This is a genomic window from Hydrogenophaga sp. L99 (assembly GCF_058731905.1).
In genome coordinates this window covers 853,401-879,949 of the sequence record NZ_CM178972.1, presented here as the reverse complement: position 1 = coordinate 879,949, position 26,549 = coordinate 853,401, and the positions used below count along the sequence as shown (strand labels likewise).

Here is a 26,549-nt window from a genome sequence, read left to right as displayed (position 1 = left end):
AAGGCTGTCCCCATGGTATCGCACGCCGGAAGCGGCCCTCACCCCCACCCTCTCCCAGGGGGAGAGGGGGTCAAAGCCATCACACGCTCCACCTGCCCGTATTGCGGCGTTGGCTGTGGCGTGCTCATCGAAACCGAAGGCCACCAGATCACCGGTGTGCGCGGCGACCCGGACCACCCGGCCAATTTCGGCAAGCTCTGCACCAAGGGCACCACGCTGCACCTCACGGCCACGCCCGCCGTGACCCGGCAGACCAGGCTGTTGCAACCGATGCAGCGGCTCACGCGCAAAGCGCCTCCCACACCGCTGGGCTGGGACGCCGCGCTGGACCTGGCCGCCAACCGCTTTGCGACCACCATCGCCAACCACGGTCCCGACGCCGTGGGCTTTTACATCAGTGGCCAGTTGCTGACCGAGGACTACTACGTCTTCAACAAGCTGGCCAAGGGTTTGATTGGCACCAACAACGTCGACACCAATTCGCGCCTGTGCATGAGCAGCGCGGTGGCCGGCTACAAACTCACCCTGGGCGCCGACGCGCCGCCGGCTTGCTATGACGATGTGAACCACGCCACCTGCCTGTTCATCGTCGGCAGCAACGCAGCCTTTGCGCACCCGGTGCTGTTTCGCCGCATCGAAGAAGCCAAGAAAAAGAACCCGGCCATAAAGGTGATCGTGGCCGACCCGCGTCGCACCGACACCGCTGGCCTGGCCGACCTGTACCTGCCCTTGCAGCCCGGCAGCGATGTGATGCTGTTCCACGGTTTGCTGCACATCATGCTGTGGGAAGGTTGGGTGAAGCCCGACTACATTGCGGCCCACACCACCGGTTTTGAAGCGCTCAAAGCGCTGGTGCGCGACTGCACACCCGAGCGCGTGGCCGACGTGTGCGGCCTGAAAAAGGAAGACCTGTACACCGCCGCCAAATGGTTTGCTGGCCTTGACGGCCAGGGGTTTGCCACCTCGCACGCCACGCTCAGCCTGTATTGCCAAGGGCTGAACCAGAGCAGCAGCGGCACCGCCAAAAACGCGACCCTGATCAACCTGCACCTGGCCACCGGGCAGATCGGCAAGCCCGGCGCAGGGCCCTTCAGCCTGACCGGCCAGCCCAACGCCATGGGCGGGCGCGAAGTGGGCGGCCTGGCCAACCTTCTGAGCGCCCACCGCGACCTGGCCGACCCCGCGCACCGCGCCGAAGTGGCCGCGCTGTGGGGCGTGCCTTCGGTTCCAGAAAAGCCCGGGAAGACCGCGGTGGAAATGTTCCAGGCCGCCGCCGACGGCGAGATCAAGGCGCTGTGGATTGCCTGCACCAACCCGGCGCAGTCCATGCCCGACCAGGCCACCGTGCGCCGCGCGCTGGAGCGCGCCGAGTTTGTGGTGGTGCAAGAGGCCTATGCCACCGCGTCCACCTGCGACTGGGCCGACCTGCTGCTACCCGCCACCACCTGGGGCGAAAAAGAAGGCACCGTGACCAACAGCGAACGCCGCATCAGCCGCGTGCGGGCGGCCGTGCCCGCGCCGGGCGAAGCGCGGCACGACTGGCAAATCGTGGTGGACTTTGCGCAGCGACTGGAGAAAGCCAACGGTGGAGCGAATGGGGTCAGATCCGAATTCAGGACAACAGCGCCCGAGGCCGCCAACAACCTCCAGCGAAATTCGGCTCTGACCCCATTTGTGGAGCAGCCGGAGAAGACCCTCTTCCCCTACAACACCCCCGAAGCCATCTGGCTCGAACACCGCGAGTCCACCCGCGGCCGCGACCTCGACATCACCGGCCTCTCCTGGCAGGTGCTGGAGCAGCAAGGCCCGCAGCAATGGCCGCTGCGCGAAGGCGAAACGGTGGGGAAGACCCGGCTGTACGAAGACGGCGTCTTCCCCACCCCAGACGGCAAAGCCCGCTTCGCCGCCCTGCCCTGGCAGCCGCTGGCCGAGCCGCGCGAATCGCGCTACCCGTTTTCGCTCACCACCGGGCGCCTGCGCGACCAGTGGCACGGCATGACACGCACCGGCACGCTGGGCCGCCTGTTTGGCCATGTGGCCGAGCCGGTGGTGCAACTGCACCCGCAAGACATGGCGCGGCGCGGCCTCAAGGCGGGCGATCTGGTGCATGTCACCAGCAAGCGCGGCTCCATTTTGGTGCCGGTGCAGGCCAGCAGCGAGCTCGGTTTGTCGCAAGCGTTCATGGCCATGCACTGGGGCGCGGAATACCTCAGCGGCGTCAGCAGCACCGGCGAGCCCTTGGCGGGGGTCAACGCCCTCACCACCTCGGCTTATTGCCCCACATCCAAGCAGCCCGAGCTCAAACACGCCGCCGTGAAAGTGCTCAAGGCCGAACTGCCCTGGACGCTGCTGGGCATGGCCTGGCTGCCCGGCGAACAGGCCCTGAACGCCCGCGAAGGCTTGCGCGCGTTGATGGCGCAGTTTCCTTTTGCATCGTGTGTGCCGTTTGGGCGCGAACGCACCGGCGTGCTGTTTCGCGCCGCCGCACACGAAGCTCCCGAAGCGGGACTCATTGAACGTATCGAAGCCCTGCTGGGCCTGAATACGCCCGACGCGCTGCGCTACGCAGACCGCCGCCTGGGACAGCGCCGCACGGCGCGGCTGTTGAAACAGGGCGACACCAGCACGCTGGAAGGCTTTGTGCTGGCTGGCGACACCCGGGCCGAAGTCTGGATCAAACCGTTGCTGGAAGACGCGCGGCCCGCGGGTGCCTATGGCCGCCTGATCCTGATGCCCGGTGCCCAAGCGCCCATTGCCGTCACGGCCAAGAGCCGCCAGGTGTGCACCTGTTTCAACGTCAACGAAGACGCCATACAGGAACAGCTGCAGCGCTGCGAAGGCACCGAAGACGAGCGCCTGGGCAGCTTGCAAGGCCAGCTGCAATGCGGCACCAACTGCGGCTCGTGCCTGCCGGAGTTGCGCCGCCTGGTGCGCGCGCAGCCGCGGGTGGAACAGGCGGCAGAGGCCAGCTGAAACGCTGAAATCTGCATATAACCCGAAGTCATCAGGCTTACCCGACAATCGCCCACCATGGGAATCAGCCAGTACATCAAAGTCATCGGCCGCGGCAAAGACGGCGCGCGTTCGCTCACGCGCGAGCAAGCCGCCGACCTGTTCGGCCAGGTGCTCGACGGCACGGTGACCGACCTCGAAGTGGGCGGCTTTTGCCTGGCCATGCGCATCAAAGGCGAAACCGCCGAAGAGATGGCCGGCTTCCTGGACGCCACGCACCAGCGCCTGCAGCGCCTGCCCGACAACGGGCTCACCACCGTGGTGCTGCCGAGCTACAACGGTGCACGCAAGCTGCCGGTGCTCACGCCGCTGCTGGCCCTGCTGCTGGCGCGCCACGGCGTGCCGGTGCTGGTGCACGGCACGGCCACCGAAGACCGGCGCGCCACCAGCGAAGCCGTGTTGGCGGCGCTGGGCATTGCGGCGGCGCACAGCGTTGGCCCGCTCGGCGCGGGCGCGCTGGCTGTGGTGCCCACCGAGGTGCTGCTGCCCGGCCTCAAGCGCCTGCTGGACGTGCGCCGCGCAGTCGGCCTGCGCAACCCGGCGCACAGCCTGGTCAAGCTCATGAACCCTTGCGAAGGCCGCGCGCTGGTGGTGGGCAGCTACACCCACCCCGAATACGCGGTTTCCATGGCCGAGACCTTTGCACTCACCGGTGCGCACGCGCTGCTGCTGCGCGGCACCGAAGGCGAGCCGGTGGCCGATGCCCGGCGCACACCGCAAATGGAAGCCTTCCGCGACGGCCAGCGCCACCTGCTGCAAGCCGCGCAAGACGGCCCGCTGGCCAGCCTGCCCGAGCTGCCGCGCGACGTGGATGCGGCCAGCACGGCGGCGTACATCCGCTCGGTGCTGGAAGGCTCGCGACCGGTGCCCACGCCGATTGCATTGCAGGTGGAACACATCTTGCGTGAAGTGCAGCGCCAGCCCACCACACAAACCAATGAGACAACCGCCGTTCCAGCGGTCAGCCCACCATGAACATGCCCGCCACCGTCCACACCGCTGTCACCCCGTTCAACCCCGGCACCGTCACCTTGGTGGGCGCCGGGCCGGGCGACCCGGAACTGCTCACCATCAAGGCCGCCCGCGCCATCAGCGCCGCCACGGTGCTGCTGGTGGACGACCTCGTGAGCGACGGCGTGCTGGCCCATGCCTCGCCCAAAGCACGCGTGGTGCACGTGGGCAAGCGCGGCGGCTGCAAAAGCACGCCGCAGGCCTTCATTGAAAAACTCATGATCATGGCCGCCCGCGAAGGCGAGGTGGTGGTGCGCCTCAAGGGCGGCGACCCGTTCATTTTTGGCCGCGGTGGCGAAGAGGTGGAGCACCTGCGCGCGGCCGGCATTGAGGTGCAGGTGCTCAACGGCATCACCGCCGGCCTCGCTGGCCTCACGTCGCTGGGCGCCCCGCTCACCCACCGCGATCACGCCCACGGCGTGGTGTTCATCACCGGCCACGCCAAGCCTGGCGACACCGGCACCGACTGGCAAGCCCTGGCCGCCACCGCCCGGGACGCCAAGCTCACCCTGGTGATTTACATGGGCGTGTCCAGCGCCGCGCAGATCCAGGCCGACCTGCTCACCGGATTGAGCGCCAGCACACCGCTGGCCATCATCCAGCACGCCAGCTTGCCCCAGCAGCGCCACGCCATCACCACCCTGGGCGCGCTGCACGCAACCATCGCCCGCGAGCAGCTGGGCAGCCCGGCCGTGATCGTGTTGGGCGACGTGGTGAGCGGCGTGGCCGCCATGGGCCAACCACTAAACAACGCCCACGCGCTGGAAGCACGCTACCGCGCCGCCTGAGCCGCCGCCATCCACCGGCGGCCCGCATACACTGCGGCCCATGGAAAATTTTGACGTGGTGATTGTGGGCGCCGGTGCCGCCGGGCTGTTTTGTGCGGGTGTGGCGGGCCAGCGCGGCTTGAAGGTGCTGGTGCTGGACCACAGCGACAAGGTGGCCGAAAAAATCCGCATTTCGGGCGGTGGCCGGGCCAACTTCACCAACCGCGACCTCGACCCGCACGCGCCCCACAAACACTTCATCAGCCAGAACCCCAACTTCTGCCGCTCGGCGCTGTCGCGCTACACCCCGGCCGACTTCGTTGCGCTCATGCAGCGCCACCAGGTGCCCTTTCATGAAAAGCACAAAGGCCAGCTGTTTTGTGACCGCTCGGCCGACGACCTGATCCAGATGCTGCTGCGCGAGTGCGAAGCCGGCGGCGTGCAGCGCTGGCAGCCCTGCGGCGTCAAAGCCCTGCGCGTGGCGGGCGATGGCAGCTACCAGATCGACACCGAGCGCGCCACCGTGACCAGCCGGTCTGTGGTGATCGCCACCGGCGGTCTTTCCATTCCGAAGATCGGCGCCACCGACTTCGGCTACCGGGTGGCCAAACAGTTTGGCCTGCGCCTGGTTGAAACACGCCCCGGGCTCGTGCCCCTCACCTTTGACGGCGAAGCCTGGGCAGCCTATGTCCCGCTGGCGGGGCTTTCTCTGCCTGTGACCATGGAAACCGGTACCAAGAAAGACCGGGCCAGCTTCACCGAAGACCTGCTGTTCACCCACCGCGGGCTCTCAGGCCCCGCCGTGCTGCAAATTTCAAGCTACTGGCGCGAAGGCACACCCATTCGCCTGAACCTGGCGCCCGAGATGGACCTGCCCGCCGCGCTGGCGCGCGCCAAAGCCACATCGCGCAAGCTGATCGCCAATGAACTGGCCACCCTGGTGCCCAGCCGCCTGGCCGACGCCTGGGTGGCGCAAGACGCCGACTGGCAGCGCCCCGTGTGCGACGCCACCGACAAAGCCCTGACCCGCCTGACCGAACGCCTGGCGCGCTGGGAGCTGACGCCCACCGGCACCGAAGGTTACAAAAAAGCCGAGGTCACGCTCGGCGGCGTGGACACGCGCGACCTGTCGTCCCAAACCATGGAATCCAAACAACCCGGGCTGTATTTCATTGGCGAGGTGATGGACGTGACCGGGTGGCTCGGCGGTTACAACTTCCAGTGGGCCTGGGCCAGCGCCCACGCCTGCGGACAGGCACTCCCCAAAAGCCCGACTTGAGCGCTTGCGGGATAGCGTTATAATCCAAGGCTTTGCTGGCAAACCCCCGTCGGCCCATACTAGTTAACAGTCGGGGAACTTTGCAGAAATGACGGCTGGGCCCGATCTCCCGGTCATCCTCTTTTTGCGCATTCTGGAATTTTTTCTTCAATGACGACTATCCGCGTAAAAGACAACGAACCCTTTGACGTCGCTCTGCGCCGCTTCAAACGCACCATCGAAAAACTCGGCCTGCTGACAGACCTGCGCGCCCGCGAGTTTTACGAGAAGCCCACCGCCGAGCGCAAGCGCAAGAAGGCCGCGGCCGTCAAGCGCAACTACAAGCGCATTCGCGCCATGCAGCTGCCCAAAAAGCTGTACTGAAATGGCTGTGCTGCCCGGGGCAACCCGGCAGCCACCAAAAAAGCCCGCCAGAGGACGCTCGTGCGGGCTTTTTTGTTCTCCATCGTTTTTCTTCTTTCACTGCACACCGGAGCCCCAACATGAGCCTCAAAGAACGCATCACCGAAGACATGAAAGCAGCCATGCGCGCCAAAGACAGCGAGCGCTTGGGCACCATCCGCCTGCTGACGGCGGCCATGAAGCAAAAAGAAGTGGACGAACGGGTGGAGCTGGACGACGCCCTGGTGGTCGCCATCGTGGATAAGCTCATCAAGCAGCGCAAGGACAGCATTGAGGCCTTCACCAAAGCCGAGCGCATGGACCTGGCCGACAAGGAAACCGCTGAAATGAAGGTGTTGCAGGCCTACCTGCCCGCGCGCCTGTCGGCCGACGAAGTGCTGGCCGAGGTGAAAGCCATCGTGTCGGCGCTGAGCACCGAGCTGGGCCGCCCGGCAGGCCCTGGCGACATGGGCAAGGTGATGGGCACTGTGAAGGCGCAGCTGGCGGGCAAAGCCGACATGGGCGCCGTATCGGCTGCCGTGAAAACGGCGCTGGCAGGCTGAACCACCCGCTGACGGGGTCAGCGAAGTATCAGCGCGGTGCCCAGCACCGCCAGCGCCGCCCCCCACCAGGCGCCCATGGCCGGGCGGCGGCGGTACACCAGCCACAGCAGCGGCAAAATCAAAATGGGTGTGACCGATGACAGCACCGCCACCAAGCCCGCCTGGCCCAGGTGCATGGCTTTCAAAATCAGCGTCATGCCCAGCGCCATGGCCACGGCCGCACTCAAAAAGGTCAGCCAGGCATCCTGCCAGCGCACAGGCGCCTGTGCGCGGGCGCCGCGCCACAACAACCACAACACGCCGTGGGCCGCCAGCGCCAGCGTCATGCGCACCGCAGACGCGGCCACCGCGTCAATGCCCGTGCTCATGAGCGGCTTGAGCATGAGCGTGGCCACCGACTGACACAGCGCCGCCAGCAGCCCCAGGCCCACGCCCACCACCAGGCGGCCACTCGTTTGCTCCCAGTGGTGTGATTCATCGCTGCGCTTGCCCCACACAATGGCCAGCATCACCCCGCCCACCAGCAGCAGGCTACCCAGCAGCGCCCAGCCCCACAGCACCTCGCCCAGCCAGGCCCAGGCCAGCACCCCGGAAAACAGCGCGTGGCAGGCAAACAACACGCCCGAGCGCCGCGGCCCCAGGCGGTTCATGCAGGCAAACAGCGCGGTGTCGCCAACAAAGATGCCGATCAGACCCGAGAGTGCCAACAGGCCCACGGCCGAAGCGTCCAGCGTGCTCCAGCCGCCACTGGACAGCGCCAGCGCCCACAACAGCAGCGATGCAAACAGCATGCGCCAGCGGCTGAACGCGAAAGCGCCCAGGCGTTGCGCTGGCGGTGCAGAAAAGAGGCTGGAGACCGCCCAACAGCCCGCAGCCAACAGGGCCAGGGCCTCCGGTCGCATGGTTTACAGCGGGTGGCCGGGGTCAGCTGCCGGCAATTTTCATGCGGTTGACCAGGATCGAGCCCACGGTTTTGGCGCCGTAGTTGTAGGCGTCAGCACCCACCGCTTCAATGCCTTTGAACATGTCCTTGAGGTTGCCGGCGATGGTGATTTCATGCACCGGATAGGCGATTTCGCCGTTTTCCACCCAGTAGCCCGACGCGCCACGGGAATAGTCTCCGGTCACGTAATTCACGCCCTGCCCCATCAGCTCGGTCACCAACAGACCACGTCCCAGCTTCTGGATCATGGCTTTCAGGTCGTCGCCGGGTTGGGTAAGGCGGCTGGTGAGCGTGAGGTTGTGCGAGCCGCCCGCGTTGCCGGTGGTGCGCATGCCCAGTTTGCGCGCCGAGTAGGTGGACAAAAAGTAGCCCTGCACCCGCCCGCCCACCAGCACTTTGCGCGCCTGCGTGCGCACGCCTTCGTCGTCAAACGGCGAGCTGCCTTTGCCGTTGATGATGTGCGGGTCTTCCAGGATGTCGAGGTGCTTGGACAGCACGCGCTTGCCCAGGCTTTCTCCCAGAAACGTGGTTTTTCGGTACAGCGCACCGCCGCTGGTGGCTTGCACGTAAGCGCCCAGCAGGCCGGCAGCCAGGGGCGATTCAAACAGCACCGGGCATTCGGTGGTGGCGATCTTGCGGCCGTTCAGGCGGGCCAGGGTGCGTTCGGCAGCGTAGCGGCCAATGGCTTGCGGGCTGGCCAGCTCTTCGGGCGAGCGCATCGAGCTGTACCAAAAATCGCGCTGCATGTTGGCGCCCTTGCCGGCGATGGGCGCCACCGACAGGCTGTGGCGCGAGCTGGCGTAGCCGCCGCTGAAAATACCGGGCACCCCGCGTTCGCCACCCCGCATGTGGGCGCTGAAAAAGTGCGACTGTTGGGCCGACACGCCCGCGCCTTCGCTGTTGTTGATCTTTTTGCTGGTGGCAAAAGCCGCCGCTTCACACGCCAGGGCGATATGGGCCGCCTCTTCAGAGTTGATGGCCCAGGGGTGAAACAGGTCCAGGTCGGGGTAGGTGTCGGCCACATCGGCCGCGTCGGGCAGGCCGGCCACCGGGTCTTCGGCGGTGAAGCGGGCAATGTCAAAAGCCGCCTGCACCGTCTGGCGAACGGCGTCGGGGGAGAAGTCGGAGGTGGAGGCGTTGCCCCGCTTCTGGCCCAGGTACACCGTCACGCCCAGCGACTTGTCGCGGTTGCGCTCCACGTTTTCCAGCTCGCCCTTGCGCACCGACACGCTCAGCCCGGCGCCCTCGGACACCTCGGCGGCCGCATCGGCGGCGCCCAAGTGTTTGGCGTGGGACAGCGCCAGGTCCACCAGCTCTTCAAACTGGCTGCGGGCGTACTGAAAGCCCGCCAACGGCGCGCGCGCACTGGCGGGCGCTGCGGCTGGGCTGGATGCGGTTGCAGAATGGGTCGCGCGAGCGCGTGGCGGGGTGTTCGATGCTTTTTTCATGTCGACGGCTATGATACTTGCCGCCCCTACCGGCTGCTGCGCACCGCGCAGAAGCCTCATTCAGTTGGGGTCAGCGCTCCCAGCCTGACCCACCAAGCACCCAGGAATTCATGTCCCGCAAACCCACCAAAGGCTATTTCGTCCGTGGCCAGTTCGTCGCCATCGGCAGCGAATTGGACCTTGAGCTCAAGCGCGAGCTCAAGGGCTCGGTCGACATGAGCAAGACCGACCTGAAAAAATACAGCGACCGGCTGCAGGAACTGGGCGAAAGCCTGCTGACGCTGCGCGCCGACCTGATGAAGCGGCTCGACCTGTCGGAAAAGCTGGTGGACGCGGTGGCCGAGGCCAAGCGCATCACCAACTTTGAAGGCCGCCGCCGCCAGATGCAGTTCATCGGCAAGCTCATGCGCGGCCTGCCGCAAGACACCCTCGCCGCCGTGGAAGCCGCGCTGGACGAGCAAAACAAAGGTTCGGCCAAAGGCACGCTGTCGCTGCACCAGGCCGAGCAGTGGCGCGACCAGCTGATTGCCGACGACGACGCGCTGACCCGCTGGCTGCAACTGGACACCGAAGCCGACGTGCAGCAACTGCGCGCCCTGATTCGCCAGGCACGCAAGGACGCCCAAGCCCCGCAGGCGCAGGAACAGCCGGGCGAAGCGGTGCGCCACGGCAAGGCCTACCGCGAGATTTTCCAGCTGGTCAAAGCGGTGCTGACGCGCCAGAACGCCGCCGCCGACGACGGCGTCCCCGAGGAAGACGAACAACCATGAGCGACGCACAGCAACCCGATCCGGTGCGCATCGGCATCGTGTCCATCAGTGACCGCGCCAGCACCGGCGTGTACGAAGACAAGGGCCTGCCCGCGCTGCAAGGCTGGCTCACGCGCGCGCTGAAAAACCCCATCAGCTTCGAGCCGCGCCTGATCCCCGACGAAGTGGACCGCATCAGCGCCACGCTGATCGAGCTGGTGGACGCGGGCTGCTCGCTGGTGCTCACCACCGGCGGCACCGGCCCCGCGCTGCGCGACGTGACGCCCGAAGCCACGCTGGCCGTGGCCCACAAGGAAATGCCCGGCTTTGGCGAGCAGATGCGCCAGATCAGCCTCACGTTTGTTCCCACCGCCATCCTGTCGCGCCAGGTCGCGGTGGTCCGTGACCGCAGCCTGATCATCAACCTGCCCGGCCAGCCCAAGGCGATTGCCGAAACGCTGGAAGGCCTGAAAAACGCCGATGGCACGCAGAAGGTGAACGGCATCTTTGCCGCCGTGCCGTATTGCATCGACCTGATTGGCGGCCCGTACCTGGAAACGAACGACGAAGTCTGCAAAGGCTTTCGCCCGAAGTCGGCTGTGCGCCCAGCCCGCTGAATAACGCGCCAGGACCGCCGAGACGGTCTGCCACATCTTCAAAAATTCAGGGAAGTTTGTATGCCCGTTTACCGCTGCAACCAGTGCGGCCACGTCAGTGAATCGCCCGTGGCCGGCACCCAAGTGCCCTGCGCAGCCTGCCAGACCCCCTGCTCCGTGTTCGACACCGCGTTCTATGTTCGTAAGTTGATTGAACGCTACGCGGCAGCCGTGCGTGAAATCAAAGTACTCAAGACCGAAGAGCAACCGAACAACGACGGCGAACCGGCGACAGCGACAGAAGAGGCCTCTCTCAACCAAGGTGCCGACAACGCCAGCAACAAAGACTTGGCCACGGCGGCTCAGCACGCGCCGATTGAGCAGTGGCTCAAGACGCGCCAGATCGAGGCTCAGTTCGACCACAGCAACGTGGACACCAGCGGCTACTTCGATGAGGCCGCACAGCAACTCGGGCACCGTTACGACCTGTTCGGCGAGCTGATCCAGCGCGTGGCCTATGCCTACCGCAAGAGCCACACCGGGCTGAACATCGACCTCACCGGCATGGCCCAGAAGGAGGTGCAGGAGCTCACTACGCTGTGTCGCCAGCTGTACAGCCACACACTGTTCTCCCGCTACCACTACCAGAAGGTTGAAAAGGTGGTGCGACTCACGCTGCAGTCCGCACCCAAGGTGCGCCAATTCTTTGAAGGCGCCTGGCTGGAGTGGTATGCCCTGCTGGAGCTGCTGGAAGTTTTGCAGCAGCGCAAATTGGCTTTTTCGTGTGGGCGAAGCGTGAAAGTGCTGTTTCCCAACGAGGATATGCACGAACTGGATGTGGTGGCGCTTCCTGCCGGCCAGTCACCGATCTGCATCGAATGCAAATCAGGTGAGTTCCGACGCGACATTGACAAATACCAGCGCCTGCGCAAACGCCTGGGCATTGAGCGCAGCCGCTTCGTGATTTGCTCCACCGACATCACCGATGAGCAGGCCAGCAGTCTCACAGCCATGTACGACCTCACCTTCGTGAGCCTTCAGTCTCTGCCTCGCCATCTCGCCAGCATCGTCTGACCACCAACCGGAGTGAACCCCATGAAAATCACCAAAGACACCGTTGTCACCATCACCTTCCGGGCCACCGACGCCCAGGGCAAGCTGCTGGAAGACGGCAAGGAACCCCGCGCCTACCTGCACGGCGGCTACAACAACACGCTGCCCGGCATTGAAAAAGCGCTGGAAGGTCAGGAAAAAGGCTTTGCCGCCACGCTGGAACTGCAGCCTGAAGACGCCTTTGGCGTGCGCGACGAAAGCCTGGCCACGAGCATTCCAAAAAGCGAGTTCCCCCCCGGCGTGAAAGTGGGCGGCCAGCTGCAAGGCGTGGACGACCAAGGCCGCGAGCAGGTGTTCACCGTGATGAAGATCAAAGGCGACACCGTGCTGCTGGACGGCAACCACCCGCTGGCAGGCAAGGTGCTGCGCTTTGCGGTGAAAGTGGTGGATGTGCAGCCCGCCAGCGCCGAAGAAGTGGCGCATGGCCACGCGCACGGTGCCCACGGGCATCACCATTGACCCACCCCCGCGCCGCGCTTCGCGCGTCACCCCCAGGGGGCAACACCAGCGGCCTGGCGAAGCCAGTTCCGCGGTGTTCTGGGTTCAGGCACTTCGCTCCGGTGAGAGCTCGCGCATCTGGATCGCCCGGCGTTGACCAGCACAAGTGCGGCAAGTGAACCGAAGCGCCGGGTAGACGGCGCAGCGCAGTGAAGGAGGAGGTTTGGGCGCAGCCCAAACCGGGGGACATGAGCGGAGTCGGCCAGCCGGCGCTTGGGTTCACAGACCCACACGGCAAGAGCGAGGGGAAGCTTACTTCCCCACCAGCTGGTTCAGCTTGTCAGCCTCAAAGCACTCATCGCGCGCGGCGTCGGCCGGCACGCAGTCGCCTTTTTGCTGCTTTGAAAGCGTCTCGATCGCCTGCCACAGCAGCGCAATCTGATGCTCTTGCCCGGCGGCGCTGTCGATCAGGCCACGCATGGCCTGGGACAGTGGGTCGTCTTCCTGCGTGATGCCGTAGGCCTGAAACTTCGGCGCGACTTCGGTCACGTCGGCGCTTTCACCGGATTTGCTGGGAATGATGCGAGCCGGAATGCCCACCGCCGTGGCGCCCGGCGGCACGGGCTTGATCACCACCGCGTTGCTGCCGATCTTGGCGCCGTCGCCCACTTCAAAGCCGCCCAGTACCTTGGCGCCCGCACTCACCACCACGTTTTTGCCCAGCGTGGGGTGGCGCTTGGTGCCTTTGTAGAGCGAGGTACCGCCCAGCGTCACGCCCTGGTAAATGGTGCAGCCGTCGCCGATTTCGGCCGTTTCGCCCACCACCACGCCCATGGCGTGGTCAAAAAACACCCGCTCGCCCACCTTGGCGCCGGGGTGAATTTCAATGCCGGTGAGCCAGCGCGCCACATGAGAAATGAAGCGGCCTGGCCATTTCAGGCCGTGCGTCCAGCACCAGTGGGCCGGGCGGTGCAGCCATACCGCGTGCAAGCCCGGGTAGCAGGTGATCACCTCCCAGGTGCTGCGGGCGGCGGGGTCGCGTTCAAGAACGCATTGAATGTCAGAGCGGATACGGGAAAACATGCAGTCAGTCTAGCGCTTTGCCTTTTCAGCCACTTGCAGCATGGCCTTGGCCACACCGCGAAGAATGTGGATTTCTTCGTCGGTGGGTGCGGCGCGGTTGAACAACTGGTTCAGGCGCGGCATGAGCTTCTTGGGTGCAGCGGGGTCCAGAAAGTCGACCGCCACCAAAGCCTGCTCCAGGTGGGTGAGCATGCCGGCGAGCGCATGGGCATCGGCCACAGGCCGTGCGGGCGTAGCCGGCGGCAAGGCAAAGCCACCCAGGGCCTGGCGCCAGTCGTAGGCAATCAACTGCACGGCGGCGGCCAGGTTGAGCGAACCAAAGTTTGGGTCGGTGGGGATGCTCAGGCACGCGTGGCAGCGGTACACGTCTTCGTTGCGCATGCCAAAGCGCTCGGAGCCAAACAAAAAGGCCACCCCGCCCGGGGGGCTCGCCGGCGCAGAAGAAGCCGTCGCTGGCGTCTGGCCCAGCAAGCCTGCAAAGTGCTCGCGCGGGCTGCGGGTGGGCGGGCCAAAGTCGCGTGGCGTCATGGCGGTGGCGCACAGGTGGTCCATGCCGTCCAGCGCTTCGTCCAGTGTGTCCACAATGCGCGCCTTGGCCAGCACATCGTTGGCGCCACTGGCGCGCTGAATGGTTTCTTCGCGCCGCAGCACATTGGCCCAGCGCGGTGCCACCAGCACCAGGTCATCGAAACCCATCACCTTCATGGCGCGGGCAACACCGCCCACGTTGCCGGCGTGGCTGGTTTGAATCAGAACAAATCGAGAGTGCATCAGGAATCCCCCCGCGCCGCTTCGCGTCACCCCCCGAGGGGGCCACACCAGCAGCCCGGCAAAGCCGGTTCTGCGGTGTGCTGGCTGGGTGAGCGGTCAGCGGCGATGGGGGTGTTGTGTTGAAACGGTAAAATCGCGTATTGTCGCTGCCCCGTATCGCCTGGGGCTTTGCTTTCCCGCTCTTCCACTGTCACGCGAGCCGCTCTGCGGCCGCGCAAAGGTTTACAAGTTATGTCGTCCACACTCCACCCCATGCTCAACGTGGCCATCAAGGCCGCTCGTACCGCCGGTACCATCATCAACCGCGCTGCGCTGGACGTGGAGTCGGTCCGGGTCTCTGCCAAACAGACCAACGACTTTGTGACCGAAGTGGATCACGCGGCCGAAGCCGCGATCATCGACACCCTGCTGACCGCTTACCCCGACCACGCCATCTGGGCCGAAGAGTCGGGCCAGCGCCCGGGCAAGCACGGCGGTGCAGACCACGTCTGGATCATCGACCCGCTGGACGGCACCACCAACTTCATCCACGGCTTCCCGGTGTACTGCGTGAGCATTGCGCTCATGGTGGGCAACAAGCTGGAACAGGCCGTGATTTACGACCCGAGCCGCAACGACCTGTTTTGCGCCACCAAAGGGCGCGGCGCTTACATGAACGACCGCCGCATCCGCGTGGCCAAGCGCATCGCCATGCGCGACTGTCTGCTGTCCACCGGCTTCCCGTTCCGTCCGGGCGACGCTTTTCAGACCTACCTGCAAATGCTGGGCGACGTGATGCCCAAGTGCGCTGGCGTGCGCCGCCCCGGCTCGGCCGCGCTCGACCTGGCCTACGTGGCGGCCGGTTTCACCGACGGTTTTTTTGAAATGGGTCTGTCGCCGTGGGATGTGGCTGCCGGCGCGCTGCTCGTGACCGAGGCGGGTGGCCTGGTGGGCAACTTCACTGGCGAGTCCAACTTCCTGGAGCAAAAGGAATGCATGGCCGCCAACCCCAAGATTTACGGCCAGCTGGTGGGCATCACGTCCAAGTACAGCAAGTTCGCCAGCGCTGGCGACAAAGCCGCGCTGCGCCAGACGTTGGGCAAGCCAGCCGTGGAAGCTGACGCAGCCCCCGCAGCGGATGCCGCCGCCGACGCATCGCCAGCGGCTGATGCGCCAGCCAAGGACGACGCAGCGCCTTTTTAACGCGCTGTGATCAAGGGGCCGCTCCGCTGCGCGCCCAGCCTCATGACTGAGGCAAGGTCCACCAAAACGTGGCGCCGGCACCGGGCGCTGACTCGGCCCAGATACGGCCGCTGTGGCGCTCCACAATGCGCGCCACAATCGCCAGCCCAACGCCGGTGCCCGGCACATCGCTGCCCACGTGCAGCCGCTGAAACAGGCCAAACAGCTTGCCTGCCCGGGCCATGTCAAAGCCCATGCCGTTGTCGCGCAAAAAGTAAGCCCGTTTCTCGGTGTCGAAACCGAGCACCAGCATCGGTTGCGCTTCCCCGCGCGAGTATTTCAGCGCGTTGTCCATCAGGTTGATCAGCACCTGGCGCAGCAGCGTGGCGTCACCAAGGGCCTGCGGCAACGGCTGCACATCAATCCTCGCCTGCTCGGCGCTGGTGCCCAGCGCATCCACCGCCGCCTGCGCCAGTGCGTGCATGTTCACCGGCACAGCCTCCAGTTCCACCCGCACCACGCGCAGCAACTCCAGCATGTCGGTGATCATCTGGCCCATGTTGCGTGACGAGCGGGCGATCCGCTCAAACATCTCCCGCCCACTGGGGCTCAGGCCCACACCTTCGTCTTCGGCGATCAGGGCGGCAAAGCCGTTGACCGAACGCAGCGGCGCCCGCAGGTCGTGGGCAATCGAATACGAAATGGCCTCCATGTCTTTCATGGACCGCTCCAGCTCGGCGGTGCGCTCAGCCACCCGCCGTTCCAGCGTGGCATTCAGGGCACGCACCTGCTCTTGCGCGGCCACCCGCTCGCTGATGTCCAGGTGGGTGCCCGACATGAACAACACCCGCCCCTGGGCGTCGCGTTGGTGCACGCGGCCCCGGTCGTTGATCCAGACCCAGTGGCCTGCCCGGTGGCGCATGCGCACATCGCACTCGTGGTAATCCAGCTCGCCGTCCCAGTGGCGCTGCAGTATCCGCTCGGCACGCTCCAGGTCTTGCGGGTGCACCAGCCGGCGCCAGGTTTGAAACGTGGTGGGCATCAGCTCGTCCACGGTGTAGCCCAGCATTTCGGCCCAGCGGTCGTTGACCACCATCTCGCCGGTGGCCACATTGGTTTCCCAGATGCCCGGCCGCGTGGCCTCCAGCACCCAGGCCAGGCGCTGGCGCTCGTCGCGCAGGGCCTCCTGGGTCTCCAGGTACGAGGTGACGTCGGCATAGGTGCGCACCATGCCCCCACCGGGCAACAGGCGGGTCATGATCTCCAGCATCCGCCCGTCCGACGTGCGCCGCACGTAGGCGTCGGGTGGCGTCACTTCGGGCTCCATGCCCACGTACCGGTGCAGCGAAGGGTCCAGCAACGACAGCTTGTCCCCAAAATCGCCCCGCTCCATCTGGAAACGCACCACCTCTTCGTGGGTGGGCCGCCCCGCCATCAGCGCAGGGGGCAAATTCAGCAGTTCCAGCATGCGCTGGTTGTAAAAAGCGTAGCGCCCCTCGGCGTCCACCATGGCCAGGCCCTGGCTGATGCTGTCAAAGGTGACTTGCAGCGCCGCGCTTTTTTCGGCCAGCAGCGCGCTGGTGGCCTCCAGCTGGCTGCGGGTGCGCTTGCGCTCGGCGTGCCCGCGCCAGGCCATCACCAGCTGGCGCACCGTGCCCAGCAGGGGCTGCAGAAACTCAATGTCGGCTTCGGTGTAGCCGCCGGGCTGGTTGGCCAGCCCCACCATGGCCACCAGCCGCCCGCCACTGACAATGGGCACACCCAGAAAAGCCGACATGCCCGGGTGGCCCTTGGGCAAGCCCCCAGCCCGCGCATCGTCGTTGGGCGCGTTCGATATCAAGGGCTCTGCCGTCACCAGCACGCGGCCAAACAGCGTCTTCAGGCTGTGGAATTCCATGCCGCCGTCTTGCTGGCGGGCGTACTGGCGACGTGTCGCCTCGTCCCAGGCGATGTTGGTGATGGCGTGGGTTTTCAGGTAAGGCTGCCCGTGCAGATCGTGCAGCACCTCGCCCACAAACCCGTACTCGCTGCCCGTCACCGACAGCAGGGCGTCCAGCAAGCCCTCAAAAGCTTGCCGCTTGTCGTCGGCTTCAATGAAAGCGGCTTGCGCGGTGCGCACCACTTCGAGCATGCGGTGCTGACGGTCGTAAGCCTGCGCAGCCTCGCGCGCTTCGGTCACGTCGGTGGTGAAACCGTGCCACAAAATCGCGCCATCGGCCTCCCGGGTGGGCACGGCCTCCACGCTGTAATAACGCAGCCCCTTCACCGGCAGCTGCACACGGTAAACCTGCCGCCAAGGCAGCAGCCGCTGGGCCGATTGCTGCAAAGCCGCCAGCACACCCGGCAAATCGTCGGGGTGTACGCGGGCAAACAGCAACCGGGCGTCGCTGCGCAGGGCCTCGGGCTCCACCTCCAGCATGTCGCGCGCCGCCTCGTTCACGTAAGCAATGGTGCTGCGGCCGTCGGGCTGTAACCGCGCCTGGTACATCAAGCCAGGCACCCGCGCTGCAATGTTCCGAATGAACTGCAGCTGTGCGTCCAGCGCCTGCGCGGCTTCGCGCTCGGCGGTGATGTCCTGCACCACGCCAAAATCGGTCTGCGGGTTGCCCGCCACGGCCGTGCGGCTGATGCGGGTGCGAAACCAGCGCTGCTGGCCATCTGGGCGTTGCCAGCGAAACACCACCTCACGCCCGTCGCAGGACGCGCGCGCGGCCAACCAGGCGGGTTTGTCGTCGGGGTGGATACCGCTGCGTCCCTCGACGCGTTTGATCAGATCCCGCGGATTCAGACCGGTAATGTCGTACAGGCCAGCAGACCACATCACATCGAGCTCGCTCGCGGCGTTGGTCCAGTGCCCCACCGTGGCGACCCGCTCCACCGCCTCATGCAGTTCCACGCGCTGCTGCAACGCCAGGTTGGCGTCGCGCAGCGCCTGCTCGGTCTGCTGGCGCGCTCGCTCGGCGGCCACTTCGGTGGTGGCCTCGGTCAGGTACACCAGCAGCAAAGGTTCGGGCAACACACGCAGCACCTGGCTGTGCAGGCGCACATGGTGCGCCACCCCTTCACATAGCCACAGGGTTTCGTGCTGGTCGCCCTTCATGCCGTTCACATAGGCTTGCCGGGCTGCTTCGTCCGGCCAATGCCCGAGCTCCACCGTGGTGCGCCCAAGGGCGGCTTCGCGCGTCAGCCCCGTCAGCGCCAGCCACGCATCGTTGACGGCAACCAGGCGACCGTCGCGCAAACGGCTGACACTCGCTGCCAGCGGTGAGGCCATGAACAGGACCTCAAAAGGCAAGCTGCTGTCGCCACCGCGATCGTCGGTCAAAGGGTCAGGAATCGGGTTGAGAGGCATGCGTGATAGGCCGTTGACGTATGCAAAACGATGCACGATTGTGCTGCAAGGGCCTGGCATAGGGGAGAACCCGAACTGCTACAGTCTCCGGCTGATCTGAAACCGCACGACGAGCCCCGCCTTGAACGCCCCGCTGGACAAACACACCCCCATGATGCAGCAGTATCTGGCCATCAAGGCCGGGTACCCGAACACGCTGGTGTTTTACCGCATGGGCGATTTTTACGAGCTGTTTTTCGGTGACGCCGAAAAGGCCTCGCGGCTGCTCGACATCACATTGACGCAGCGCGGCCAGTCGGCCGGCGAGCCGGTGGTCATGGCGGGCGTGCCGTTTCATGCGGTGGACAACTACCTGGCCCGGCTGATCAAGCTGGGGGAGTCGGTGGCGCTGTGCGAGCAGGTGGGCGACGTGGCCACGGCCAAAGGCCCGGTGGAACGCAAGGTGGTGCGGGTGGTGACGCCCGGCACCCTGACCGACTCGGAATTGCTGTCCGACAAGAGCGAAGCCCTGCTGATGGCGGTGCACCCGGGTGCGCGCACCGGTTGTGGCCTGGCCTGGATGTCGGTCACCCAGGGCATTGTGTTTCTGGCGCAGTGCGCCAGCGACGAACTGGCCGACTGGATCGCGCGCGTAGGCCCCGGCGAGCTGCTGTACAGCGCCGAGGTGTCGCCTGCTTTTGAGAAAACCCTGCAAACCCTGGCCAGCCAGCCCACCGCGGCCGGCGCCCGGCTGGTGGCGGTGCTGCGCCCGGCCTGGGCATTTGACGCAGCCCTGGGCGAGCGCAAGCTGCTGGAACAATTGCAGGCCGCCAGCCTGGCCGCCTGGGATGCGCAAGACCTGCCCGACGCCCAAGCCGCCGCCGCCGCGTTGCTGAATTACGCCGAACACACGCAGAGCCGAGCGCTCACCCACGTGAAGAGCCTCAAGGTGGCGCGCACCGACGAGCTGATCGACCTGCCGCAAAACACCCGGCGCAACCTGGAACTGACCCAGACCCTGCGCGGCGAAACCAGCCCCACGCTGTTTTCGCTGCTCGACGTGTGCTGCACCGGCATGGGCAGCCGCCAGCTGCGCAGCTGGTTGCTGGAACCCCCGCGCGACCGCGCACCCGCCCGCGCCCGCCTGAGCGCGATCGGCGCGCTGCGCGGCGGGCTGTGGCAAAGCCTGCGCCAGGCGCTCAAAGGCGCGACCGACGTGGAGCGCATCACCGCCCGCACCGCGCTGCGCCAGGTGCGCCCGCGCGAGCTGGTGGGCCTGGGCCAGACGTTGGAGCGCGCCCAGCAACTCGCGCAACAGCTGGGCACGCCCAGCGGCTTGCTGGGCCAGATCGCGGCCCAGTTGCAGCCGCCCGAAGGCTGCGCCGGCCTGCTGCGCGCCGCCCTGCTGTCCGAGCCGGCAGCGCTGGTGCGCGACGGTGGCGTGATCAACGACGGCTTTGACGCCGACCTGGACGAGCTGCGAGGCATACAAAACAACTGCGACGGCTTCTTGATTGAGCTGGAAGCCCGCGAGCGCGCCCGCACCGGCATCGCCAACCTGCGGGTGCAGTTCAACCGGGTGCATGGCTTCTATATTGAAGTCACGCAGGGCCAGGTAGACAAGGTGCCCGACGACTACCGCCGCCGCCAGACGCTCAAAAACGCCGAGCGTTTCATCACCCCCGAACTCAAAGCCTTCGAAGACAAGGCGCTGAGCGCGCAAGACCGCGCGCTGGCGCGTGAAAAGTGGCTGTACGAACAGCTGCTGGACCAGCTGCAAAGCTTCGTGCAGCCGCTGAGCCAGCTGGCCCGCGCCATGGCCGCGCTCGACGCGCTGTGCGCGCTGACCGAGCGCTCGCTCACGCTGGGCTGGACCGAGCCGCAGTATGTGCCCGAGCCCTGCATTGACATACGCGGCGGGCGCCACCCGGTGGTGGAAGCGCGGCTGAACGAAACCAGTGGCGGCAGCTTCATTGCCAACGACACGGTGATGGGCCCCAAACAGCGCATGCAAGTGATCACCGGACCCAACATGGGCGGCAAAAGCACCTACATGCGCCAGGTGGCGGTGATCGTGCTGCTGGCCAGCGTGGGCAGCTACGTGCCGGCCACCAGCTGCCGCCTGGGGCCCATTGACGCCATCCACACCCGCATTGGCGCAGCCGACGACCTGGCCAACGCGCAGTCCACCTTCATGGTCGAAATGACCGAAGCGGCACAGATATTGCACGCAGCGACCCCCAGCAGCCTCGTACTGATGGACGAAATTGGTCGCGGCACCTCCACCTTTGACGGCCTGGCCCTGGCCGGCGGCATTGCCACCCACCTGCACGACAAAGCGCGTGCCTTCACCTTGTTTGCCACCCACTATTTCGAGCTCACCGAATTCCCGGCCAGCCACCATGCAGCGGTGAACGTGCACGTGAGCGCCGTGGAAAGCAGCGGCAAGGGCGGCATTGTGTTTTTGCACCAGATCGAGCCCGGCCCGGCCAGCCGCAGCTACGGCATCCAGGTGGCCCGCCTGGCCGGCGTGCCCGCAGCGGTGGTGCAACACGCGCGCCACGCGCTGGCCGCGCTGGAAAGCCAGAGCGAACAAAGCCGCAGCCAGGTGGACCTGTTTGCACCGCCGCCCCCAAGCGCTGAGCCCGAAACACACCCCTTGCAAGCCGCCTTGCAGGGCATCAACCCCGACACACTGAGCCCGCGCGAAGCGCTGGAACAGCTCTACCAACTCAAGCAACTCGCCGACAAATCATGACCTACTGCGTCGCCGTCAAACTCAACGCCGGACTGGTGTTCCTGTCCGACTCCCGTACAAACGCGGGCCTGGACCAAATCAGCACGTTTCGCAAAATGATCGTGTACGAGAAGCCGGGCGAGCGCTTCATGTGCCTGCTGTCGGCGGGCAACCTGAGCATTTCGCAGTCGATCCGCGAAATTCTGCAGGTGGAGCAGCTGGTGGACCACGAGGGCGGCGACCCGATCACGATCTGGAACGCCAAGAGCATGTTTGACGCCGCCCGCGTGCTGGGCGCCGCGGTGCGCCATGTGTACGAGCGCGACGGCGAGTCGCTGCAGCGCGCCGGGGTCGACTTCAACGTGTCCATCATCTTTGGCGGGCAAATTGCTGGCGAAGGCATGCGGCTGTTTCAGGTCTATTCGGCCGGCAACTTCATTGAAGCCACCTCGGAAACCCCGTTTTTCCAGATCGGCGAGTCCAAATACGGCAAGCCGGTGCTCGACCGCGTGATCACGCCCGACACGCCGCTGAACGAAGCGGCCAAGTGCGTGCTGGTGTCGATGGACTCCACGCTGAAGTCCAACCTGTCGGTGGGGCTGCCGCTGGACCTGGCGGTGTACGAAGTGGACCGCCTGGCCTCGGACAAGATCACCTGCATCGACGACAACAACCCCTACTTCCGCATGGTGCACAACACCTGGGGCCAGAAACTGCGCGAGGTGTTTGACAGCATCGAGCACCCCACCTGGGACGGCGCCCACACCGAAGTGCCCTTGCTGTGCGGCAGCCCGCGCAGCCAGCCGCTGAAAAAGATCACCAACGCCAAAGAGAAGCTGATCTGACCCCCGCGCCGCCTTCGGCGTCACCCCCTGCCAGGGGGCGACACTGGCCGTCCGGCAGAGCCGGCCCGGCGGTGTCCTGGGTTCGTTCCGTTGCAGCGGAGCGATCCATTTTGAGGACCCTCCCCGCATGTCTTTAATTGTTTTCTCCCACGCCAACAGCTTCCCGGCCAGCACCTACGGGGTGCTGTTCAAGTCGCTGCGCGCGCGCGGGTTTGCGGTGCGTGCGGTGGACAAGTTTGGCCACGACCCGCGCTACCCGGTCACCAGCAACTGGCCCCACCTGGTGCAGCAACTGGCCGACTTTGCAGCCCCTGAAGTGGAGCGCCACGGTCAGGGCGCCTGGCTGGTGGGCCACTCGCTGGGCGGGTTTTTGAGCGTGATGTGCGCCGCGCGCCACCCGCAGCTCGGTGGCTACCCGGTCAAAGGCGTGCTGCTGATCGATTCGCCCGTGCTGGGCGGCTGGCGTGCGCGCACGCTGGAACTCGTCAAGCGCACCCAGCTCGTGGGCTCGGTGTCGCCCGGCAAGGTGAGCCGGCGCCGGCGCAACAGCTGGCCCGACGCCACCGCCGCCTTTGAACACTTTGCCAGCAAAAAGGCCTTTGCCCGCTGGGACCCGCAGGTGCTGCGCGACTACATTGCCCACGGCACGCACGATGCCCCCCACGGCACGACCTGCCAGCGTGTGCTGAGCTTCGACCGCGACATCGAAACCGCGATCTACAACACCCTGCCCCACAACCTGGACCGCCTGCTGCGGCGCCACCCCCTGCAATGCCCGATTGCCTTCATGGGCGGCACCCAGTCGCAAGAAATGAAGCAGGTCGGCATGACCATGACGCACCGGCTGGTGGGCAAAGACCACCCCGAGCGCCAGCTCATGATCGAAGGCAGCCACCTGTTTCCCATGGAAAAGCTACAGGAAACCGCTGCGGGCATTGAAAAGCTGCTGCACGCCATGGCAAAGCCCCAACCTGGCCTTTGAAACGGGGCTTTTTTGTGGCCTATCGGGTGAAGTCCGAGGGGTATAAACTTAAAAATTAGCTTCACCCTCAGCAGCCCCCAGGCCATGACACCCCACACCACGCCCCCGGGCTCCCGCTCGGCACCCAGCGGGTGGCAGCGCTTGCTGACGTGGCAGCCAGAGACCCAAAGCATCTGGAAACGCTACACGGTGGCGGTGGTCATCACGCTGCTGGCTACTTGGCTGCGGGTGGAGCTGGCGCCGGCCGAATCGGGCGGGCGCTTCGTCACCCTGTCGCTTGCGGCGGCCCTGGCCGCCTTGTATGGAGGTTTCGGGGCGGGCATGGTCAGCACCTTGCTGGGCATGTTGCTGGTCAACTTTTTGCTGGTTGAACCGTATTTTTCCCTGGCGATTACCGACCCCTCAGAGGCCTTCTGGCTCAATCTGTGGCACCTGCTCACCCAGCTGGTCGTGGTGGGATCTATCGCCCTGATGCAGCGACAAAACCTCGCGCTGCGCGCAGCCACCCAACGCAGCCAACTGAGCAACCAGCAGCTCAAGGACACCTTTGAACACAGCGCCACCGGTATGGCGCACAGCCACCTGGATGGCCGCTGGATCCGCATCAACCAGACCTATTGCGACCTGGTGGGCTACACGCACGACGAGGTGCTGCGCATGCACTTTCGTGACTTCACCCATCCTGACGATCTGGGGATCGACATGGAACTGCTGGAGCGCACCCTGGCGGGCGAGATCACGCACTACAGCTTTGAGAAGCGCTACATCCACAAACAGGGCCACACCGTGTGGGTGCACCTCACGCTGTCGCTGATCCGCACCGCCGACGGCGCGCCCGACTACCTGATCGCCGTGGTGCAAGACATCAGCCTGCGCAAAAGGACCGAAACGGCCTTGCGAACCAGTGAAACGCTGCTGCTCAAAGCGCAAAAAATGGCCGGCATGGCCACCTGGCAGGCCGACGTGGCACAAAAACACTTCACCACGCTCTCGGGCTCGCATGCCTTGCTGGGCCTGCCATTTGCAGATTTTTCCGGTGCCGACCTGATGGCTGTGACCCACCCCGATGACCAGGCCCGCATGCTTGAGCATTGGACCCAGGCGGTCAAGGGCCTGAGCGTTTACGACCACGAATACCGCGTGGTGCTCAACGGGAATGTGCGCTGGTTTTCGGTGCAGGCCGAATTTGAACGCGACGCGCAAGGCCGCGCGGTGCGGGCGCTGGGCGTCACCCACGACGTGACAGGACGCAAGCGCGCAGAGCTGGAAATTCAGCAGCTCAACGCCTCGCTGGAACAGCGCATCCAGGCCCGCACCGAGGCGCTCAAAGGTGCTTACGACGAACTGGAAAGCTATTCGTATGCGGTGGCGCACGACCTGCGTTCGCCGCTGCGCATCATCAACGGTTTTGCCCAGGCCCTGCAAGAAGACGCGCCCGGCCTGGATGCCAACAGCCGCCAGCACCTGCAGCGCATCATGGCGGCCAGCAAAAAAATGGGCGAGCTGATCGACGGCCTGCTGCACCTGTCCAAATTTGCCCGTGGCGACATGCAGCGCCAGCCGGTCAACCTGAGCGCCATGGCCACGCGGCTGCTGGAAGAGCTGGCGCACGACCAACCTGAACGCCAGGTGGAATGGTCGGTAGAGCCCGAGCTGCGGGCTCAGGCCGACCCGGCGCTGATGGAAGCGCTGCTGCAAAACCTGCTGCACAACGCCTGGAAGTACACCGCCAACGAGCCACAGGCGCAGATCCGCGTGTTCGTCCGGGAGCACGGCGGGCAGCGCCACTTTTGCGTCAGCGACAACGGCGCAGGCTTTGACATGGCCCGCGCGGGCAAGCTGTTTCAGCCCTTTCAGCGCCTGCACATGCCGCACGAATTCAGCGGCCTGGGCATTGGTCTGGCCACCGCGCGGCGCATTGTGCAGCGCCATGGTGGCGAGCTGCTGGCCCATTCGGCACCGGGCGAGGGCGCCACGTTTTGCTTTACGTTGCCACCCGAACCGGCGGTGCCACTGCGCGGCTGAGCGCGCTGGCCGGTGCTTCAGCGCGGCGGATGGCCGCTGGGCGCGTCGGCCCCCGTGCCGGGCTCGCTCAGGCTGCGCGGGTCCATCTGCAGCACCGCCTGCGAGCCGCCGCCCATGACCACAAATTGGGCTTTGTCTTCGGCGGGCACGGCGGCCGCGGCTCGCAGGCGGTACAGCGTGTACACCGCCAGCACACCCAGCACGGCCGCAAAGTACAGCATCAGGCTGGCGGGGCCAAAACCATCCATGACCACGCCCGCCAGCGTGGGCCCAATGGCTGCGCCCACGCCGTGAATCAGCAACAGGCCGCCGGCAAACTCCACCAGCCGCGTGGAGTCGATCACGTCGTTGACGTGGGCCACCGCCAGACCATAAATGGCAAACATGAGGCCACCAAACAGCAGCGCCAACGGAATCAACGCGTCGCCCGAAAACTGCGACAGCACATAAGCCGCCCCCGACACGCCCGCGCCCAGCACGCACACCCAGGCCAGCACCAGGCGGCGGTCGTGGCTGTCTGAGTAGTGCCCCACGGGCCACTGAAAGAGGGCGCCGCCCAAAATGGCCGCCGCCAGAAACGAGGCCACGCCGGCATCGGAAAACCCCACACCCTTGGCAAACAGCGCGCCCATGCCGTAGAAGGCCCCGGTGATCAGGCCAGAAGCCAGCGCCGCCGCCATGCCCATGGGCGAGGCTTCGTACAGGCTGCGCAGGCTCAGGCGCGGGGCCTGCACCGGCTCGGGCTCGTCCACCGGCGTCATGGTGATGGGCAAGAGGGCAAACGAAAACATCACCGACACCAGCGCAAACGGCACAAACCCCAGGCGGTCGCCCACCAGAATCAGCCACTGGCCCACCGCCAGCGCCACAAAGTTGACCGACATGTACACCGCAAACAGCTTGCCCCGGTGCTCGCTGGGCGCGAGCGCGTTGAGCCAGCTTTCCACCACGATGTACAGGCCCACCAGGCACATGCCGGTCACCAGCCGCAGCACGCCCCAAAACCAGGGGTCCACCCACAGGGCGTGAAGAATGGGCATGGTGGAGGCCAGCGAAGCCATGGCCGCAAAAGCGCGGATGTGGCCGACCCGGCGAATCACCGCCGGGCACACATAAGTGCCCACCACAAAGCCAACGAAATAGGCCGACGTGACCAGCCCCAGCGTGATGCTGGAAAACTCGGCCACCCCGGCGCGCAAACCGAGCACCGAAAACAGCAGCCCCACCCCGACCACCAACAACCCCACGCCGCTGAGCAAGGTGGACAGCCGCCACACCAGCGGGCCCATACCGGTTGCGGCGCTCATGGCTGGG

At 65.8% G+C, this 26,549-nt stretch carries 21 protein-coding genes; 15 read left to right on the top strand and 6 right to left on the bottom strand.

Going from position 1 to position 26,549, the window contains the following annotated elements:
- Positions 1–12 precede the first annotated feature (12 nt).
- The 6 genes from AC4QBL_RS04255 to AC4QBL_RS04230 all read left to right on the top strand — a co-directional run bounded on the left by AC4QBL_RS04255 (position 13) and on the right by AC4QBL_RS04230 (position 7,013).
- Positions 13–2,973: a nitrate reductase gene (locus tag AC4QBL_RS04255; protein ID WP_492131632.1), complete on the top strand. Its 2,961-nt coding sequence runs from the start codon at positions 13–15 to the stop codon at positions 2,971–2,973.
- Positions 2,974–3,030: 57 nt separating this feature from the next.
- Positions 3,031–3,987 (top strand): DNA-binding protein YbiB, encoded by a 957-nt coding sequence (gene ybiB, locus AC4QBL_RS04250; RefSeq protein ID WP_472899392.1) that lies wholly within the window; start codon positions 3,031–3,033, stop codon positions 3,985–3,987.
- Between the two features lie 2 nt (positions 3,988–3,989).
- Positions 3,990–4,811: a uroporphyrinogen-III C-methyltransferase gene (gene cobA / locus AC4QBL_RS04245; RefSeq protein WP_472899393.1), complete on the top strand. Its 822-nt coding sequence runs from the start codon at positions 3,990–3,992 to the stop codon at positions 4,809–4,811.
- Positions 4,812–4,851: 40 nt separating this feature from the next.
- A complete protein-coding gene (locus AC4QBL_RS04240; protein WP_472906605.1) occupies positions 4,852–6,069 on the top strand; it encodes a BaiN/RdsA family NAD(P)/FAD-dependent oxidoreductase in 1,218 nt (405 codons plus the stop codon).
- 150 nt (positions 6,070–6,219) lie between these two features.
- Positions 6,220–6,432, top strand: a complete 213-nt coding sequence (gene rpsU, locus AC4QBL_RS04235) for a 30S ribosomal protein S21 (protein WP_011484193.1) — start codon at positions 6,220–6,222, stop codon at positions 6,430–6,432.
- A 119-nt stretch (positions 6,433–6,551) separates the two neighbouring features.
- Complete coding sequence (locus tag AC4QBL_RS04230; protein ID WP_472899395.1) at positions 6,552–7,013, top strand: GatB/YqeY domain-containing protein; 462 nt, start codon at positions 6,552–6,554, stop codon at positions 7,011–7,013.
- A 17-nt stretch (positions 7,014–7,030) separates the two neighbouring features.
- Here AC4QBL_RS04230 and AC4QBL_RS04225 read toward each other — a convergent pair whose 3' ends face one another.
- The gene (locus AC4QBL_RS04225) at positions 7,031–7,915 is read right to left on the bottom strand and encodes an EamA family transporter (RefSeq protein ID WP_472906604.1); all 885 of its coding nucleotides are present in this window, start codon (positions 7,913–7,915) and stop codon (positions 7,031–7,033) included.
- Between the two features lie 22 nt (positions 7,916–7,937).
- Positions 7,938–9,404 (bottom strand): metalloprotease PmbA, encoded by a 1,467-nt coding sequence (gene pmbA / locus AC4QBL_RS04220; protein ID WP_472906603.1) that lies wholly within the window; start codon positions 9,402–9,404, stop codon positions 7,938–7,940.
- A 110-nt stretch (positions 9,405–9,514) separates the two neighbouring features.
- Between pmbA and yjgA the strand changes: the two genes are divergently transcribed.
- Genes yjgA through AC4QBL_RS04200 form a run of 4 tightly spaced genes read left to right on the top strand, consistent with a single transcriptional unit; the run spans position 9,515 to position 12,321 of the window.
- Positions 9,515–10,174: a ribosome biogenesis factor YjgA gene (gene yjgA, locus AC4QBL_RS04215; protein ID WP_472906602.1), complete on the top strand. Its 660-nt coding sequence runs from the start codon at positions 9,515–9,517 to the stop codon at positions 10,172–10,174.
- Positions 10,171–10,770 carry a molybdopterin adenylyltransferase gene (gene mog, locus AC4QBL_RS04210; protein WP_472906601.1) on the top strand — a complete coding sequence of 200 codons (600 nt, stop codon included), beginning with the start codon at positions 10,171–10,173 and terminating at the stop codon, positions 10,768–10,770. Before yjgA ends, mog begins: the two co-directional genes overlap by 4 nt.
- 60 nt (positions 10,771–10,830) lie before the next feature.
- Positions 10,831–11,823: a hypothetical protein gene (locus tag AC4QBL_RS04205; protein WP_472899400.1), complete on the top strand. Its 993-nt coding sequence runs from the start codon at positions 10,831–10,833 to the stop codon at positions 11,821–11,823.
- Positions 11,824–11,844: 21 nt separating this feature from the next.
- Entirely contained in the window at positions 11,845–12,321 is a 477-nt protein-coding gene (locus tag AC4QBL_RS04200; protein WP_472899401.1) for an FKBP-type peptidyl-prolyl cis-trans isomerase, read from the top strand.
- A 291-nt stretch (positions 12,322–12,612) separates the two neighbouring features.
- Here the strand turns inward: AC4QBL_RS04200 and cysE are convergent, their stop codons facing one another.
- Both cysE and AC4QBL_RS04190 read right to left on the bottom strand, forming a co-directional pair.
- Complete coding sequence (gene cysE, locus AC4QBL_RS04195) at positions 12,613–13,383, bottom strand: serine O-acetyltransferase (protein WP_472906600.1); 771 nt, start codon at positions 13,381–13,383, stop codon at positions 12,613–12,615.
- A gap of 9 nt (positions 13,384–13,392) precedes the next feature.
- A complete protein-coding gene (locus AC4QBL_RS04190) occupies positions 13,393–14,154 on the bottom strand; it encodes an RNA methyltransferase (protein ID WP_472906599.1) in 762 nt (253 codons plus the stop codon).
- Positions 14,155–14,385: 231 nt separating this feature from the next.
- Here AC4QBL_RS04190 and AC4QBL_RS04185 point away from each other — a divergent pair, with 231 nt between their 5' ends.
- Positions 14,386–15,336, top strand: a complete 951-nt coding sequence (locus tag AC4QBL_RS04185) for an inositol monophosphatase family protein (RefSeq protein ID WP_472906598.1) — start codon at positions 14,386–14,388, stop codon at positions 15,334–15,336.
- Positions 15,337–15,376: 40 nt separating this feature from the next.
- On the opposite strand, the gene AC4QBL_RS04180 is transcribed toward AC4QBL_RS04185, so the two are convergent.
- Positions 15,377–18,640 (bottom strand): PAS domain-containing protein, encoded by a 3,264-nt coding sequence (locus AC4QBL_RS04180; RefSeq protein WP_472906597.1) that lies wholly within the window; start codon positions 18,638–18,640, stop codon positions 15,377–15,379.
- A 178-nt stretch (positions 18,641–18,818) separates the two neighbouring features.
- Between AC4QBL_RS04180 and mutS the strand changes: the two genes are divergently transcribed.
- The 4 genes from mutS (at position 18,819) to AC4QBL_RS04160 (ending at position 25,235) form a co-directional block, all read left to right on the top strand.
- Positions 18,819–21,404 carry a DNA mismatch repair protein MutS gene (gene mutS / locus AC4QBL_RS04175; RefSeq protein ID WP_472906693.1) on the top strand — a complete coding sequence of 862 codons (2,586 nt, stop codon included), beginning with the start codon at positions 18,819–18,821 and terminating at the stop codon, positions 21,402–21,404.
- Positions 21,401–22,228: a proteasome-type protease gene (locus AC4QBL_RS04170; RefSeq protein ID WP_439114493.1), complete on the top strand. Its 828-nt coding sequence runs from the start codon at positions 21,401–21,403 to the stop codon at positions 22,226–22,228. The genes mutS and AC4QBL_RS04170 overlap by 4 nt, the downstream gene beginning before the upstream one ends.
- 127 nt (positions 22,229–22,355) lie before the next feature.
- Positions 22,356–23,210: an alpha/beta hydrolase gene (locus tag AC4QBL_RS04165; protein ID WP_472906596.1), complete on the top strand. Its 855-nt coding sequence runs from the start codon at positions 22,356–22,358 to the stop codon at positions 23,208–23,210.
- Between the two features lie 84 nt (positions 23,211–23,294).
- A complete protein-coding gene (locus AC4QBL_RS04160) occupies positions 23,295–25,235 on the top strand; it encodes a PAS domain S-box protein (RefSeq protein WP_472906595.1) in 1,941 nt (646 codons plus the stop codon).
- 17 nt (positions 25,236–25,252) lie between these two features.
- On the opposite strand, the gene AC4QBL_RS04155 is transcribed toward AC4QBL_RS04160, so the two are convergent.
- The gene (locus AC4QBL_RS04155; RefSeq protein WP_472906594.1) at positions 25,253–26,542 is read right to left on the bottom strand and encodes an MFS transporter; all 1,290 of its coding nucleotides are present in this window, start codon (positions 26,540–26,542) and stop codon (positions 25,253–25,255) included.
- Positions 26,543–26,549: the final 7 nt, after the last annotated feature.